Source organism: Martinezella rhizogenes (genome assembly GCF_007002745.1).
GTDB lineage: Bacteria > Pseudomonadota > Alphaproteobacteria > Rhizobiales > Rhizobiaceae > Agrobacterium > Agrobacterium cucumeris.
Map to the genome: position 1 here is coordinate 18236 of NZ_SGNY01000009.1, position 16515 is coordinate 34750.

Here is a 16515-nt window from a genome sequence, read left to right on the forward strand (position 1 = left end):
ATATGCGGAGAACTTGCCCCCTCATCTGCCCCTTCGGGGCGTCTTCTCCCCAGCGGGGAGAAGAAACGAGCGGCACCCCCACGCCATCAAGCGCGTTTGAAACCCTCACTCGCCACCAGCAGCTGCCTTGTATAATCCGCGCTGAATTCGCGGCTTTCCAGCGCTTCCGCCTCCAGCATTTCCACCACCTTGCCGCTTTTCATAACCGCCAGGCGATCGCACATGTGGCTGATGACGCCGAGATCGTGGCTGACCATGACAAAGGTGAGGTTACGGTCCTTGCGGGCCTGTTCCAGAAGATTGAGGATTTCGGCCTGAATAGAGGCGTCGAGCGCCGAAGTCGGTTCATCCAGCAGCAGGATTTTCGGCTCGACGATCAGCGCACGGGCAATGGCGATGCGCTGGCGCTGGCCGCCGGAAAGCTGGTGCGAATAACGGAAGCGGAAGCCGGAGCCGAGGCCCACCTCGTCCAATGCACGGGCAATGCGCTGTTCGCGATTGTCGAGACCGTGGATTACCAGCGGTTCGAGCAGCAGCGCATCCACCGTCTGGCGCGGGTGCAGCGACCCATAGGGGTCCTGAAACACCATCTGCACATCGCTATAGAAACTCTTGTCCCGGTGTTTTCCCTGATAGGAGCGACCGGCCACCATCAGCGAGCCTTCATCGAAATGGTTGAGACCGGCAATGGCGCGCAGCAGCGTGGATTTGCCGGAACCGGATTCACCGACGATACCGAAGGATTCACCCTCGGCCACGTCAACGCTGACGCTGTCGAGCGCGATGTAACCGTCGAAATCCACCACCATGTCTTTGATGGAAAGAACTGTGCTCATGCGCGCCACTCCGGCTTGCGTTCCAGAACGGGCAGCGGATGGCGGTGGCCGCCAATTTCCGGCAGGCAGTTCAAAAGCCCCTGCGTATAGGGGTGTTTGGCTTCCTTCAGATTGGCGGAAGACAGCTCCTCCACCACCTTGCCGGCATACATGACGAGAACACGGTCGCAGAAGGAGGATACGAGCCGCAGATCGTGACTGACGAAGATCAGCCCCATGCCACGGTCGCGCACCAGCTTGTCTAGGATATCGAGCACTTCCAACTGAACCGTCACGTCAAGCGCCGAAGTCGGCTCATCGGCGATCAGCAATTCCGGGCCGCAGACCAGCATCATGGCAATCATGACGCGCTGACCCATGCCACCGGAAACCTCGTGCGGGTAAAGATCGAAAACGCGCTCGGGGTCGCGGATCTGCACGGCCTCAAGCATCGCAAGCGTGCGCTGACGCGCCTCGCCGCTGCCGATCTTTTCATGGGTCCGCAAGGTTTCCATGATCTGGCGCCCGATGGTCATCACCGGGTTCAGGGAATATTTCGGGTCCTGCAGGATCATGGCCATGCGCTTGCCGCGCATGATCCGCCTTTCCTTCGCAGAAGCGCTGAGCAGATCGATATCACCAAAACGCAGTGTATCAGCCTCGATGCGTGCGCTTTTCGGGGTCAGCCCCATGATGGCGCGGCCCGTCTGCGACTTGCCTGAGCCGGATTCACCAACGATACCGAGGCGTTCGCGCCCAAGCGTGAACGAAACGCCGCGCACCGCCTCCACCAGCCCGGTGCGGGTGGGGAAAGACACGCGGAGATTCTGAACGGTCAGAAGCGGCGCACTCATTGGCCTGCCTCCTTCGGATCCAGCGCATCACGCAGGCCATCGCCCAGAAGGTTGAAACCGAGGCTGACAATCAGGATCGCGATACCCGGCATGGCCGCCACCCACCACTGATCAAGAATGAACCGGCGTCCCGACGCTATCATCGCACCCCATTCCGGCAGCGGCGGCTGGGCACCAAGACCGAGAAAACCAAGACCGGCAGCAGTGAGGATGATACCCGCCATATCGAGCGTCACACGCACGATGAGCGACGACATGCACAGCGGCATGACGTGTTTCAAGACGATGCGGAAGGGCGACGCGCCCATGAGCTTCACCGCGGCGATGAAATCGGAATTGCGGAACGTCATGGTTTCGGCGCGCGCGATACGCGCATAGGGCGGCCACGAGGTGACCGCGATGGCGAGCACCGCATTCTCAATGCCCGGCCCGAGTGCCGCCACCAGCGCGAGCGCCAGAACCAGCTTCGGGAAGGCGAGAAAGATATCAGTGATGCGCATCAGAATGGCATCGACCCAACCGCCGGCATAACCCGAGACAGTGCCGACGATAAGCCCGATGGGTGCGGCGATAATCGCCACCAGCAGCACCACGAACAGAGTGAGCCGCGAACCGTGGATGAGCCGCGAGAGAATATCCCGCCCCTGATCGTCGGTGCCGAGCAGATAACCCTCGGTGCCTGGTGGCAAAAGCCGGGCGTTGCGCAGATCACCCTGCACCGGGTTATGCGGCGCCAGCACATCGGCAAACAGCGCGACGAAGAGCAGCGCGATGATGATGCCGAGGCCAAGCAGCGCCAGCCGGTTTTCTGAAAACCGCCGCCAGATGACATAGGCGCGGCCAAGCCGTGCCTGTCTGCGCGAGGACGGCCGGTCGGAGAGCAGCCATTCGCGGCTATAGGGCTTGAGTGTATCGGTCGAAATCGTCATCGGCTGCGCGTCCTTGGATCGAGCGTCCGGTAAAGCAGATCGGAGAAGAGATTGATGCCGACGAAGATGGCGCCGATCACGATCGTGCCGCCGAGAACAGCATTCATATCCGCATTCTGCAGGGAATTGGTGATGTAGAGGCCAAGGCCCGGCCAGGCGAAGATGGTTTCGGTAAGCACCGAACCTTCGAGCAGACCGGCATAGGACAGCGCAATCACGGTTACCAGCGGCACGGCGGCATTGCGCAGCGCGTGGAACCAGATGATGCGGGTTTCCGAAAGCCCCTTGGCGCGGGCCGCAACGATATATTCCTGGGCGAGCTCGTTCAGCATGAAGGAGCGCGTCATGCGGCTGATATAGGCCAGCGAAAAATAACCGAGCAGAGAGGCGGGCAGGATGATGTGGCGGAACAGATCCCACAGCACGTCCCATTGCCGCTGCCAGATCGCGTCGATCAGGAAAAAGCCCGTCACCGGCGTGAAGGTGAATTCATAGACGATATCCATACGGCCGGGATAGGCGACCCATTGCAGCCGGGCATAAAACACCAGCAGCGCCAGAAGGCCGAGCCAGAAAATCGGCACGGAATAACCGATGAGGCCGATGACGCGCACCACCTGATCGGCAAAACTGCCGCGTTTGACGGCGGCGAGAACGCCGAGCGGAATACCGAAGACAGCGCCGATGATGGTGCCGATCGTGGCAAGCTCGATCGTCGCCGGGAACACCCGCTTGATGTCCTCCATGACAGGATTGGTGGTGAGGACGGAGATGCCGAAATCCCCCGAAAGCGCCTGCTTCAGATAAAGGAAAAACTGCTGCCAGAGCGGCAGGTTGAGGCCAAGCTGCTCGCGCACCCGCTCAACCACATGCGCAGGCGCGCGGTCGCCGACGATCGCCAGCGCGGGGTCGATCGGCACCACACGGCCAATGAAAAATGTGACCGCCATCAGCCCCAGAAAGGTGGTGATGACGGTAACGGCGAAGCCGAGAATGGCTTTCACACGGGCGTTGGCACGGCGTTTGCCCTGCCTCGCCCTGCTGTTTGCTTCAACAATGCTCAAGAGACCGATCCTTCCGGATCATCACTTCGAGATCGTGTAGACGTAGTTGGTGTCAAAGCTCGGTCCGAGCTTCAGGCCCTGGAGCTTGGCGGAATAACCCGCCACTTCCGTCTGCTGGAAGATGATGACGAAGGGACCCTTCGCCAGAACTTCCTTTTGCAGGTTTTCGTAGATGGCAGCACGCTTGGCAGTGTCCTTTTCCAGCAGTGCCGACTGGGTTTCCTTGGTCAGGTCAGGAACGTCCCAGGCATTGCGCCAGGCGAGCGTCTTGTTCTTGCCCTCATCCGAATTGTCGTAGTTGATGGTGAAGGTTTCGGCATTCGAATTCGGGTCGAAATAGTCCGAACCCCACTGACCGATGTAGATATCATGGGTGCGGGCGCGGTATTTCGTCAGCGTCTGCTTGCCGTCGCCCGGAATGATTTCCAGCTTGATGCCGGCCTGCGCCAGCGTCTGCTGCACGCTTTCGGCAATGCCGGTCACCGGCTGCGTGTTGCGAACATCCATGGTCACGGTGAAACCGTCCTTCAGGCCAGCCTTTGCGAGAAGTTCCTTGGCCTTGACGACGTCGAGCTTATAGGGGTTTTCGTCAAGCGCACCGAGCTGACCCTTCGGCAGGAAGGTCTGGTGAACTTCGCCGATACCCTTGATGATCGTCGCGCCGATCGCGTCATAATCGACGAGATATTTGAAAGCCTCGATGACCTCAGGCTTCTTCAGGTTCTCGTTCTTCTGGTTGAGGCTGAAGTAATAAACGGTGCCTTTGGGCGCGGAAGTGACGGCAAGACCTTCCTTCTTGGAAACGGCTTCCATGTCACCCGGCTCAAGGTTACGGGCAACATCGATATCGCCGTTCTCAAGCGCCAGGCGCTGGCCGGAGCTTTCCTTCATGTGGCGATAGACGACGCGCTTCAGCTTCGGCTTCTCACCATAATAATTCGGGTTGGCTTCGAGGATGACGGCCTCGTTGGCCTTCCAGCCGAGGATCTTGTAAGGGCCGGAACCGGCATAACCGGTCTTCAGGAATTCATTGCCGAAATCCGTGTCGTATTTGTAGTCCGCGCTCGGGGTAACGGACTTCGCCTTTTCGGTGATGAGCTTCTTGTCGACCACCGAAGCGACGGTTGCGGTGAGCACGTTCAGCACGAAGCTCGGCGCATAGGGCTTGTCAACCGTCAGCACGAAGGTGTTCGCATCCGCAGCCTTGGCTTTTTCATTGACGTTGTCGCCCTTGAGGCCGAACTGCGTCAGCAGGAATGCCGGCGACTTGTCGAGCTTGACGGCACGCTCGAAGGAGAATGCCACATCGTCAGCGGTGATCGGATTGCCGGAGGCGAATTTCAGGCCGGATTTCAGCTTGAAGGTATAGGTCAGGCCATCCTCGGAGGTCGTCCAGCTCTCGGCCAGATCGCCGATGACCTTGGACGTGTCGTTGAGATCGATGGAGACCAGCTTGCTGTAGGTGTTGCCGGTAACTTCGGCGGCGGACAGTTCGAAGGCTTCGCCCGGATCGAGCGTGATGATGTCGTCGATGGCAAAACCTTCGACCAGGGTATCAGCCGGCGTGGCGGCGAAAGCGTGCGGAGCCGACAGCATCATCAGCGACAGAGCGGCGCTGGTGCTGAGAATACGCATGGATTTGTTGAGCGATTTGATCATAGGATCTCCCCTTTTGTTATAAGATTGATTTCATTCGCTATAGGGCGTCTTCAGGCCGGTTCGTGCCAGGCCTGGGACAGAACGCGCAGCCAGTTTTCCCGGCAGATTTTGGCCAACTCGCCGTCACCGTAGCCTGCCGATTTCAGCGCCGCAACCAGATTGTGGTTGCCGCTCGCATCCGCAATGCCAACGGGTACTGTCGCGCCGTCGAAATCCGATCCGAGCGCCACGCAGTCGATACCCATGCGCTCCACCATATAGTCGATGTGGCGCACCATGTCGGAAAGCGGCGTGTCGGCAATGTCGCGCGCATCTGGCCTGAGCATGGTCACGGCATAGTTGAGACCGACCAGACCGTGACTGTCCTTGACGGCGTCCAACTGGCGGTCGGTGAGATTACGGGCAACGGGGGTAAGCGCGTGCGCGTTGGAATGGCTTGCGATCAGCGGCTGGTTGGTGGTCTTGGCCACATCCCAGAAGCCTTTTTCGGTGATATGCGCCAGATCGACGAGAATGCCCAGCCGGTTGCATTCCTTCACCAGCGAAAAACCGGCATCGGTGAGACCGGGCGCGGTATCGGGCGACATGGGATAAGAAAAGGGAACGCCATGGCCGAAAACATTGTGCCGGCTCCAGACCGGACCCAGCGAGCGCAGGCCGGCGGCATAAAATACCTCGAGCGCATCAAGATCGGCGCCGATCGCCTCGCAGCCTTCCATGTGCAGCACCGCGGCAAAAACGTCCTCGGCAAAGGCCTTGCGGATATCGGCCGTGGAACGGCAAAGCCGCCAGGCGCCAGCGCGATCGAGCCTCAGCGCAATTGCCGCCTTCTCCATGGCGATATCGAGCGAAGGCAAGCGCTCCAGCGGCGCGGCAAGCGGCGTATCATAGTGACCGCTTTCGTCCGGCTCCTGCAAGATGAGGTCGCCGGAGGGGATGTAGATCGCGCAGATTCCGCCGCCAAGACCGCCGGCCCTAGCGCGGGGACCATCGATATGGCCTTCCCGCGTGCCGTTTCTGAATTCCGCAACCGGATCGGCACCGGCCTTGCTGTTGCGCCACAACCGAAGCAGCACATCATTATGACCGTCGAACACTGCATGCATGGGAAGAAATTCCAGTAAGCGGCAAAACCAAAGGGGGCGGGCAGACGCCGGAATGACACCGAACGAAAGCAAACCGGCGCGTTTTTCGCCGGGCGCTATAATCTGTCGAAAGTGATCTTAGGACGATCTCTCGCAGCTTCGCAAGACGCAAATTAGGCAATGATGAAATTATCACCACTTGCGTTTTGCCGGAATTTGCGCAACGTCAAGCCAGCCAGCCGCCTTGCGCTTTCGTTAACAGCGGCGTGGTGAAAACACCCCTCACCCGCTCTGTCCATTCCGGCCCGAAAGCGGCGATTTTCTGCCGCCAGCGATCCGATTGCAGCATGGCCGCGCCGATGACGACGGGCTGAATGCCGGACGACGCGAGAAGCGAAAGACCTGAAATGATGGAGCTGCCGCTGGAGATGACATCATCCACCAGCGCCACCCGCCTGCCCTCGATGAGCGGCAACATACGCGGATCGATATAAAGTCGCTTTTCCTGTTTGGTGGTGATGGACGACATGGGCACCGACAGTTCCTCCAGATACCAGAATTTGCGTGAGGTGCCGAGCGGTACGTAACGGGAATGGCCAAGATGGCGGGCAACGGCGGCGGCAAGCGTCAGACCGAGCGTCGGCAGGCCGATCACGACATCGGGGCTGAAGGGGGCAAGCTTTGCGGCCAGATCAGCGGCAAGCGCCTCCAGCACCTCAAAAGAAGCCTGATTGACGATCAGCGAGGCAAGCGCATGTTCACCATCCGCGAGCGGCCTTATCGGCAGGCAAATCTGCCTTCCATCATCCAGTACGGCCGGGAAGAAGGATGAATGTGGCCCGGCCGTTTCAAATGTGCGGGGAGCAGCTATCGCCTGCCAGAACTCATGAGGAGCGGCCGGTGACTGGGTATCAGGCGATGCGGATGACGGCATCGGTTTTCCTTTCAGGACCGGGATGGCGCAAAGCGGACGCGGTTTTTCCAGCCACGCCAACCCCGTTCGGCATATCGGGCATTTCAGCAACCGCATACATGCGGCGGGTTCATTTCATTGGCTTTTTCAGCTAGAAGGGAACAAAGCAACAGGCATTCGGGCGAACCCACCTATGACTCGGGTTTTTCCCATATTCAAGGACAAGCTGCCCATGAGACTGCTGGACCGGATCGGTGAGGACCTGCCATTCCTGACGGAGCTTCGCCACGATCTGCACGCGCATCCGGAACTGGGTTTCGAAGAGGAGAGAACCAGCGCCATCGTCGCCGATCTTCTGGAACGGGCCGGAGTGAAAGTGCATCGCGGTCTCGGCGGCACCGGCGTCGTTGGCACCCTGCAGGTGGGCAATGGCACCCGCAGCATAGGCCTGCGTGCCGACATGGATGCGCTTGCCATGCCGGAAATTCCCGACAGGCCCTATAAATCGAAATTTCCCGGCAAGATGCATGCCTGCGGCCATGATGGCCACACCGCCATGCTGCTGGGTGCTGCGCGCTATCTCGCAAAGACCCGGGATTTTTCCGGCACCGTGCATTTCATCTTCCAGCCGGCCGAAGAAGGTCGCGGCGGCGCAAAAAAAATGGTGGAGGACGGGCTTTTCTCGCTGTTCCCCTGCGATGCAGTCTATGGCCTGCACAATATGCCGGGGCTCGGCATCGATGAAATGGCCGTGGTGGAAGGCCCGCAGCTTGCCTCTTCCGACAGCTGGCGCGTGACCTTCAAAGGCATCGGCACCCATGGCGCCAAGCCGCATCTTGGCCGTGACCCCATAACGGCTGCCGGCACCTTCCTCGCTTCGCTGCAAACCATCGTCGGCCGCGTCGTCGATCCGCTGCAGCCCGCCGTGGTCAGCGCCTGCTCGGTTCAGGCGGGCGATCCCAAGGCACTCAACGTCATTCCCGATCTCGTTGAAATCGGCGGTACGGCGCGCGCCTATGCACCTGAAGTACGCGACCAGCTGGAAGCGGAAATCGGCAGGCTGGCCAAGGGCACGGCGGCGATGTTCGGCATCGAGGCGAATTACGAATTCATCCGGCGCATTCCCCCCGTCATCAACGAGACGGAAGCGACGAAACGGGCGCTGCGCGCCGCCAAAACGGTGTTCGGCAACAAGGCCCGCACCGCCTTCCCGCCCTCAACCGCCGGCGACGACTTCGCTTTCTTCGCTGGTGAAGCCCCGGGCTGTTATGTCTGGCTGGGCAACGGCCCGGCAGTGGATGGCGCGCTGCACCACAACACCTCCTACGACTTCAACGATGCGGCAATCGTGCCGGGCGTTGCGTTCTGGGCGACGCTGGTGGAGCAGGAGCTGGCGGTGGAGTGACGCCCCGGCCGACGCGATGGCCGCTCAGGCGCGCCGCGTGCCCGGGCGCGCAAGGCTGGCAAAAATTCCGGCAAGCGCGCAGCCGGCGGTTATGGCCATGATGCCGGGCCAGCCGGCATGGATCCAGAACCAGCCGCCGACCCAGCCGGTAATGCTCGCTCCGCAATAATAAAACAGCAGATAAAGCGCGGAAGCATGGCTTTTGGCGGCACCCGCATTTGCGCCCACTCCACTGCTGGCAGCCGAATGCCCGATGAAAAATCCGATGGTTATCGCCGCAATCCCCGCCACGATGAGGATGATGCTTGAGGCGAATGTGAGCAGGATACCGACAAGGATGGTGGAAAAGGCAACCACCAGCATGATCCGCCGGCTGAACCGGTCGACCAGCGCCCCGCCATAGGAGGACGCGACGATACCCAGGGCAAAGGTCAGGAAAATCATGCTGACGGCCGTGCGGCCCAATTCGTAAGGCGGCGCGACGAGGCGAAAGGCGCAATAGTTGAAAACGGTGGTGAACACGCTCGTCAGCATCGCGCCCAGGAAATAGAACCGCCGAAGTTCCGGGTTTCCAAGATGTTGCGCCCATATTCTCAGATGATTTTTAAGCGGCATGTGCTGCGGCCGGAAATTCCGCGAAGGCGGAAGCAGCAGCAGGAAGCCGATGGCCGCGAGGATGCAGACCGCCCCCAGCGCATACATTGCCACCTGCCATGAGGTATAGGCGGACACCAGCCCCATGCCGACACGTCCCGCCATGGAACCGAAGGCCGTGCCACCGACATAAAGCCCCATGGCCTTGCCGAGACTGGAAGGTTCGATCTCCTCGGCAAGATAAGCCATGGCGACGGCCGGAACGCCGCCGAGCACGAACCCTTCCAGCGCGCGGGCGGCAAGCAGCCATGCCCAGCCTTGCGTGCTTGCCGCAATGATATTGGCGATGGCCGCCAGCATCATCGAAACGAACATCAGATTTCGGCGGGTGAAGAGCTGGGCGAAGGCCCCGCTGAGCAGAATGGCGAAGGCAAGCGTTCCCGTCGTCAGCGACAGGGCCAGCGATGCAGTTGCAGGGTTGATGCCGAATTCCGCCGGAAATTCCGGCAGGAGCGGCTGCACGCAATAGATCAGCGAAAAGCTGGCGAAGCCCGCGAGGAAAAGCGCCCAACTCGCCCGGCGAAACTGACGGCTTCCCTGCCGTATCCACAGCACATCCGGCGGCTCCTCCGTCATGACGATCGGCGGGGTGAAATCCTGTTTTTTGAGCTGGCGCATCGGGTTTGTCCCTTTCGCTCCCAGCTATAGCGCAACTCAGTCTTTCATTCTAATATATGGAAGGCGTTCCCATCATATCTGGATCTAATATCATGGAACTCAGGCACATCCGTTATTTTCTGGCCATCGCCAATGAGGGCAGTTTTACGCGGGCGGCAGAACATCTGGGAATCGCGCAGCCGCCGCTCAGCCAGCAGATAAAGGTTCTGGAACAGGAAGTCGGCGTGCGGCTATTCCGGCGTCTTGCGCATGGTGCGGAACTGACACCGGCGGGCCATGCCTTTCGGGCTGCGGTGACCCATATTCCGCATCAGGTGGGTGAAGGTGTCCGGCTCGCCCGCAGGGCGGCGGCCGGTGAAACCGGCATTCTGAGAATAGGCGTCACCGGCACGGCGGCGCTCAACCCTCTGGTTCCGGCCTGCATCCGCACCTACAGACGCCAATATCCCGACGTGGAGCTTCAGGTAATGGAGGCAGCCGCCCTGGCACTGACACCGGCCCTGCTCGAAGATCGGCTGGACGTGGCGCTTTTGCGCCCTTCTCAATCCGATCCCGATACATTGCTCGAGGAAGTGCTCACTGACGAACCGCTTCTGGTCGCCCTGCCTGCATCCCATCCGCTCGCGCGGCGCGGCACCGCCATAGACCTGATGGAATTGCGCGACGACCCTTTCATTCTGACACCACGCAGCGTCGGCACCAGTCTTCACGATGCATCGATAAAAGCCTGCCAGGAGGCCGGTTTCACGCCGCACCTCGGGCCGGCGGCACCACAAATCGCCTCGATATTGTCGCTGGTCGCGGCCGAACTCGGGGTTTCCCTCCTGCCGGAATCCGTCGCGCAGGTCAAAATGCAGAACATCGTCCTGCTGCCCTCCAGCGGCCCGCCGCCGCGGCTTTCCATATCGCTCGCCTATCGGCGCGGAACGACATCGCCGGTGGTGAAGAATTTCGTGTTGGCGGCGCGCATTGCCGCGCGCGAAACACAGACGCCTGACGTGGCCGGGGTCGAATGAACCGCAGCCCGCAGATGCGGGCCGCCGCTATTAGAGAATGGCAATCACCGGGCTTTCCATCACCCTGCCTGTCAACACATCGGCAATGCCCATATCCGTCTGGTGCGGGCCGATATTGCAGGCGAGCGTGGCGCCGAAGCAGGCCTTGAAGACGAGATAGGGCGGCTGCCAATCCACCACCCTGCCGACGGCTTCGCGCAATTCTTCGAAAGCCTTTGCCACGTCTTCAAGCGGGGCATCGGAAACGAGGCCGGAAAGCGGCAACGGGAGAAGCGCGGTGACCTTGCCCTCCGAGGCAACGGCCATGCCGCCGCCCGCCTTTATCACCGCATTGGCGGCCAGCGCCATGTCCTCGGCATTGCCACCAAAAACGGTGAGGTTGTGGCTGTCATGCGAGACGGTGGTGGCGAAGGCGCCGTTCCAGTTTCCCCAGCCCGTAAGGAATCCGGTTCTGGTGATCGGCTCGGCCATGCCGTGGCGATGGGTGACGGAAATCAACGTCGCACACTGGGGCGGAACGACGAAACCATCCTTCACCTCGGCCTCCATCTCTCCCCATTGCGTGAAGCGCGGGCGGTCGATGGTAGCAAGGCGTATCTTCGTGCCTTCGGATGTGACCCGGAAATCATCGGGCTCACGAAGCGGCAGCTTCATCGAGCCTTCGAGCGCGGTTGCGTCGCAGGCGGGAACCTCCACCAGCATGCGGCCGCCTTCAGCGACAGCCCTGCCATTTGCGACCACCTGGCGGGCAGCAAAGTCGCTCAGATCTTCGAAAACAACGATATCGGCACGGCGGCCGGCGGCAATGAGGCCGAGATCGGCACGGCCGAGCTTCTGCGCGGCATTCAGCGTGGCAGCGCGCAGCGCCCATTCGGGGCGCAGACCGTAACGCACAAGCCGGCGCACCACATCGTCAAGCCCGCCGCCCTGCAACAGGTCATCCGGGAAGACATCGTCGGTGCAGAGTGTCACCGTCTGTGGCAGATGGCCCAGCGCATTCAGCGCCGCCACGAATTCCGGCAGCAGGTGATCATGCGAACCGCGCAGCTCGATGGTAAGCCCCGCCCGCAGCTTTTCCATCAGGTCTTCACCCGACACCAGCTCGTGATCGGAGGAGACACCCGCCGCCATGAAGGCGTTGAGATCGGCATCTTTCAGGCCGCGGGCGTGGCCGCAGACCAGTTTGCCCGAGGCAAGCCCGGCCTGCACGATGCCGCTCATGCGCGGATCGCGCTCGATGACACCGCGCATATTCATGATTTCCGCAACGCCGCCAACCTGCGGCCATGACAGGATATCGGCGAGAATGGTCGCGTCAAAGTCCGCACCGCCACGCTCCAGCCCCGGAGCTGATGGCACGCAGGAAGGTGCGAGCAGAATGGCGCGCAATGGCAGATTTTCGATTGCCTTCGACGCCCAGCGCACCCCTTCCACGCCATGCACATTGCCGAATTCATGCGGGTCCCAGACGATGGTGGTAACACCACGGGCGACCACTGCCGCCGCATAGGCGGCCGGCGTGACCATCGAGCTTTCGATATGCATATGTGTATCGATGAGGCCCGGCGAGACAAACGCACTTGCCGCATCGATGATCCGTGCAGCGTCGCTGCGGCTTGCCCGCTCGTGCACGCTGGCGATCAGAGCGCCGACGATGCCGATATCGGCGGCGCGAAGCTCTCCCGTCACCACATCCACCAATGTTCCGCCGGTGATGAGGACATCGAAAGGCGCATCGCCACGTGCGGCGGCGACCGCGCGGCTGCGCAGCGCATCATCGGTGAGATCGGCAGGCTCGCGTGTTGGAGAGTTCGCGCTCATCGGGCGGCCTCCCGGCGCAACGCCTCGAGAATCGCCGTCTTCGCACTTTCGGCATCAACGGTTTCGGCAAAGTGCGCATTGAAGGTTTCCACCTTGTCGGCGCGCATCTCGACCACGGTTCTGCCCCGGGTCAAGGCGGAATGAAGTTCGACATCGATCCGCGCCTGCCGCAAGCCAATGAGACCGGAGGTAAAGGCAACGGCGGCAACGGGATCGTAAAGCGCCATGGCGGCTCTGCCACGGCGGGTGGCGATGCCGATGAAACCTTCCAGCAGATCGGCAATCAGCGCAGCGTTTTCGCCGCCGGCATCGCGGATCGGCAGCACATCGGCCGGCGAGGCCATAACCTTGCGGCAGGCGTCCAGATCGACCATGCGCAACGGCAGGCCGTGGGACAGAACGATTGCCAGCGCTTCCGGATCGGCAAAGGCGTTGAATTCCGCCGATGCAGTATGGTTGCCGCTGGTCACGCCGCCACCCATCCAGGTGAGATCGGAAATTTTGGCGGCAAGATCAGGCCGGGCAAGGCAAACCGCGGCGATATTGGTGAGCGGGCCGAGCGCCAGAATGCGCTTTTCGCCATCACCCTCAAGCCAGTTGCACAGGGCGGCAAAGGCATCGCTTTTCGGCAAGGCTGGCGCATCCGGCAAGTTTTGGCCGACGGTCGGAATGCCGTTATCGCCCAGAATGCATTGCGCGGTTTCGAGTGCGCCAAGCACGGGCTTGGCACGGCCCTGATGGATCGGCATCGACCAGCCGAAGGTTGAGACCGCTCCGGCGGCATTGCCGCACACCGCTTCCAGCGTCGTATTACCGAACACCAGCGAAATGCCGTCGATGGCAAGGCCTGCCGATTGCACCACCATGATGGCGGCAATGTCGTCAAAGCCCATATCGGTATCGATCCATACACCCATGGTCAGTTAAACACCTTGAGGCTCGCCGCCTTTTCGACCGGCAGATCAAAGGCGAGCGTATCACCAATGACATGCGCGGCAAGCGCCGCATCGGTTTCCGCCTTGATGGGTCCGAGCGGCGTATCCAGCAGATATTCGCGGGTGTTGCCGGCAAAGGATGTGCCGCGCACGGTTCCCTGGAAAGGACCTGAACCGAGGGTGACCATGCGCGGCCGCCAGGCCAGTCCAGATGCTGAAGGGACTGGTCCGGAAAGCGGTGTTGTACCGTTTGCGGTTTTCAGCGCGCCGCCTTCCAGCGCGAAGATGTTTTCAAAGCCAACGAAGTCAGCCACGAAGGATGAAACCGGCGCGTTGTAAATTTCTTCCGGCGTACCGATCTGCTCGATCTTGCCGCCCTTCATGACGACAATGCGGTCGGCGAGGGCAAGCGCCTCGATCTGGTCGTGGGTGACGAAGATCATCGTCACGCCGGTTTCCTTCTGCACACGCTGCAATTCGGTGCGCATTTCAAGCCGCAGGCGGGCATCGAGATTGGAGAGCGGCTCATCGAGCAACAGCACCTTGGGCTCCATGACCATGGAGCGCGCCAGTGCCACGCGCTGCTGCTGGCCGCCGGAAAGCTCGGCCGGTTTGCGGGAGGCGAAGTTGGACAGGCCCACCGACTTCAGGCCGGAGGCGACCTTGTCCTCCAGCGTCTTGCCGCCCATGCCCTTGAGTTTCAGGCCGAAGGCGACGTTTTCATAAACCGTCAGATGCGGGAAGAGTGCGTAAGACTGGAACACCAGACCGACGGCGCGCTTGTTGGCGGCGACACGGGTAATATCGGCCCCGTCGAGATCGATGCGCCCGCCAGCCACCGGCATCAGCCCGGCAATGGCGCGCATCGTCGTCGTCTTGCCGCAGCCGGAAGGCCCCAGCAAGGCCAGAAGTTCGCCCTTGCGGATATCAAGATCGAGATCCTTGACGGCAATGCTGTTGCCATAAGCGAGCGAGACTTTGTTGAGCGAAAGATAATTTGCGTCAGACATAACGGGAGAACCCCAGAAAACGTTCGGCCATGAAGACGATGCCGATGGAAAGGAAGGCGAGCAGCGAAGAAAGGGCGGCCACGGAAGGATCAAAGACGATTTCCATGTAACCCAGCATGTCGATGGGCAACGTGCGCACGCCGGGACCCGACAGGAACAGCGATACCGGCACCTGATTGAAGCTCGTCACGAAACCGAGAATGAAGGCGGAGAGAATGCCGCCGCGAATATTCGGCAGCACCACCCGGAAAAACGCGCCGACCCGCGACGAGCCGAGCAGCACCGCAGCCTCCTCAATATCCGAGCGCAGATTGTTGAGGCTGGCTGACACCACCCGCACCGCATAGGGCAGGATGAGCGCTGTGTGGGCGAGAAACAGGGCAAGGGTAATACCGATGCCGAAAGGCACGACGAAATAGCGCAGCAGCGCCAGACCAACGATGATGCCGGGCACGATGATCGGCGCCGAAACGATGGTGCGTACGGTTTCTGCGAAGGGCAGTTTGTAGCGCGACATGGCGTAGGAGGCGGGAATGCCGAGGATCAGCGCCGTGAACGTGCCGCCGATGGCAAGGAACATCGACATCGCGAAACTTTCGCGGAAGCTTTCGACTGTGAAGACCTTGGCGATCCACTTCAGCGAAAAGCCCTGCGGCGGAAAGGCAAGCGTATCGCCGGCCGAAAACGAGGCAGCAACGATGATGAGGAACGGCCCGATGAGGAAACCGACAACGAGAAGAAGCGTGAGCGGAATGAAGAGCTGCCGGGTCATTTCTTGTTCCTTGCGGTGGCGATGCGCTTCAGCAGGATATTGGCGGCAAAGCTCATGACGATCAGGATGAAGGCGATGACGCTGGCGGCGACGAAATTGTTGGAAACCGTGACCTGCTGGTAAAGCAGGGTTTCCAGCATCAACACCTTGGAGCCGCCGAGGATGGCTGGCGTGATATAGGCCGTCAGCGAACCGGTAAAGACCAGCGTGCCGCCAACCACCAATCCTTCCTTGGTGAGCGGCAGGATGACTTTCCAGAACACCTGCAGCCAGTTTGCGCCGAGAACGCGGGCAGCCGCGATCGTATCCTTCGGCATGTTCTCCAGCGCGCTGATGAGCGAGATGATCATCAACGGCAGGAACAGCTGCAGAAGGCCGATAAAAACAGCCGTTTCAGAAAACAGGATACGGATCGGCGCATCACTCAGCCCCACCGCCTGCAGCGCCTGGTTGACGATGCCGGTTCTGCCGAGAATGACGATCCACGCATAGGTGCGGGCAACCGGCGAAATCATCAACGGCAATACGACGAGATTGACCACATGGCCCTTCGTTCCTGGCGACAGGTTGATGATGGCGAAGGCCGCCGCATAGCCCACCACCGCCGAAACGACAGTGACGAGCGCGCCGAGCTTCAGGGTGCGCAGGAAAACCGTCTGGTTCAGCGGATCGGAGAAGAAATCGGCATAAGCGGAGAATGTCCAGCCGTCAGCGGTGCGAAAGCCCTCCGACAAAAGCATGAAGACCGGCACAAGAAAAACCGCCGCCGCAAAAATCGCGGCGGGCAAGGCAAGCGCCAGCGCTTCGGCCCGGTTCTGAAACATTGGTTTATTCCCTGAACGGCGCTGTGGCCGGTTACGCTTGAAGCCGGATACCGGCTTGCGGCTTTAAAAGGTTGGAAAAGCGGTCAGGGGACGACCAAACCGCTTTTCCTGAAACGGGGCGAGCCCTTGCGGACGCTGAAA

General features: G+C 60.8%; 15 protein-coding genes. 2 read left to right on the forward strand and 13 right to left on the reverse strand.

All coding sequences use genetic code 11. From position 1 onward, the window contains the following. Positions 1 to 86: 86 nt before the first annotated feature. The 7 genes from EXN68_RS21860 to EXN68_RS21890 all read right to left on the reverse strand — a co-directional run bounded on the left by EXN68_RS21860 (position 87) and on the right by EXN68_RS21890 (position 7340). Positions 87 to 836, reverse strand: coding sequence for an ABC transporter ATP-binding protein (locus EXN68_RS21860; protein WP_142842840.1), 750 nt, complete (start codon positions 834 to 836; stop codon positions 87 to 89). Further along, positions 833 to 1669 carry an ABC transporter ATP-binding protein gene (locus EXN68_RS21865; RefSeq protein WP_142842841.1) on the reverse strand — a complete coding sequence of 279 codons (837 nt, stop codon included), beginning with the start codon at positions 1667 to 1669 and terminating at the stop codon, positions 833 to 835. Before EXN68_RS21865 ends, EXN68_RS21860 begins: the two co-directional genes overlap by 4 nt. Continuing rightward, positions 1666 to 2598: an ABC transporter permease gene (locus tag EXN68_RS21870; RefSeq protein ID WP_142842842.1), complete on the reverse strand. Its 933-nt coding sequence runs from the start codon at positions 2596 to 2598 to the stop codon at positions 1666 to 1668. Before EXN68_RS21870 ends, EXN68_RS21865 begins: the two co-directional genes overlap by 4 nt. Next, on the reverse strand, positions 2595 to 3662 hold the full coding sequence (locus EXN68_RS21875) for an ABC transporter permease (protein ID WP_142842843.1): 1068 nt from the start codon (positions 3660 to 3662) through the stop codon (positions 2595 to 2597). Before EXN68_RS21875 ends, EXN68_RS21870 begins: the two co-directional genes overlap by 4 nt. Positions 3663 to 3683: 21 nt before the next feature. Continuing rightward, positions 3684 to 5321, reverse strand: coding sequence for an ABC transporter substrate-binding protein (locus tag EXN68_RS21880; protein WP_142842844.1), 1638 nt, complete (start codon positions 5319 to 5321; stop codon positions 3684 to 3686). 50 nt (positions 5322 to 5371) lie between these two features. Further along, complete coding sequence (locus tag EXN68_RS21885) at positions 5372 to 6427, reverse strand: dipeptidase (protein WP_142842845.1); 1056 nt, start codon at positions 6425 to 6427, stop codon at positions 5372 to 5374. 205 nt (positions 6428 to 6632) lie between these two features. Continuing rightward, on the reverse strand, positions 6633 to 7340 hold the full coding sequence (locus EXN68_RS21890) for a phosphoribosyltransferase (protein WP_142842846.1): 708 nt from the start codon (positions 7338 to 7340) through the stop codon (positions 6633 to 6635). 211 nt (positions 7341 to 7551) lie between these two features. Between EXN68_RS21890 and EXN68_RS21895 the strand changes: the two genes are divergently transcribed. Next, positions 7552 to 8724, forward strand: a complete 1173-nt coding sequence (locus EXN68_RS21895; RefSeq protein ID WP_161991445.1) for a M20 aminoacylase family protein — start codon at positions 7552 to 7554, stop codon at positions 8722 to 8724. Positions 8725 to 8748: 24 nt separating this feature from the next. Here EXN68_RS21895 and EXN68_RS21900 read toward each other — a convergent pair whose 3' ends face one another. Beyond that, positions 8749 to 9996, reverse strand: coding sequence for an MFS transporter (locus EXN68_RS21900; RefSeq protein WP_142842848.1), 1248 nt, complete (start codon positions 9994 to 9996; stop codon positions 8749 to 8751). A 92-nt stretch (positions 9997 to 10088) separates the two neighbouring features. Between EXN68_RS21900 and EXN68_RS21905 the strand changes: the two genes are divergently transcribed. Beyond that, on the forward strand, positions 10089 to 11012 hold the full coding sequence (locus EXN68_RS21905) for a LysR family transcriptional regulator (RefSeq protein WP_142842849.1): 924 nt from the start codon (positions 10089 to 10091) through the stop codon (positions 11010 to 11012). Positions 11013 to 11042: 30 nt separating this feature from the next. Here the strand turns inward: EXN68_RS21905 and EXN68_RS21910 are convergent, their stop codons facing one another. From EXN68_RS21910 to EXN68_RS21930, 5 genes are read right to left on the reverse strand one after another with little or no spacing between them, the layout of a single operon-like run. Next, positions 11043 to 12833 (reverse strand): adenine deaminase, encoded by a 1791-nt coding sequence (locus tag EXN68_RS21910; protein ID WP_142842850.1) that lies wholly within the window; start codon positions 12831 to 12833, stop codon positions 11043 to 11045. Continuing rightward, on the reverse strand, positions 12830 to 13750 hold the full coding sequence (locus tag EXN68_RS21915; protein ID WP_142842851.1) for a nucleoside hydrolase: 921 nt from the start codon (positions 13748 to 13750) through the stop codon (positions 12830 to 12832). Before EXN68_RS21915 ends, EXN68_RS21910 begins: the two co-directional genes overlap by 4 nt. Positions 13751 to 13752: 2 nt before the next feature. Further along, on the reverse strand, positions 13753 to 14778 hold the full coding sequence (locus EXN68_RS21920) for an ABC transporter ATP-binding protein (protein ID WP_142842852.1): 1026 nt from the start codon (positions 14776 to 14778) through the stop codon (positions 13753 to 13755). Beyond that, complete coding sequence (locus EXN68_RS21925; RefSeq protein ID WP_125146475.1) at positions 14771 to 15550, reverse strand: ABC transporter permease; 780 nt, start codon at positions 15548 to 15550, stop codon at positions 14771 to 14773. Before EXN68_RS21925 ends, EXN68_RS21920 begins: the two co-directional genes overlap by 8 nt. After that, a complete protein-coding gene (locus EXN68_RS21930; RefSeq protein ID WP_142842853.1) occupies positions 15547 to 16374 on the reverse strand; it encodes an ABC transporter permease in 828 nt (275 codons plus the stop codon). Before EXN68_RS21930 ends, EXN68_RS21925 begins: the two co-directional genes overlap by 4 nt. Between the last annotated feature and the right edge of the window lie 141 nt (positions 16375 to 16515).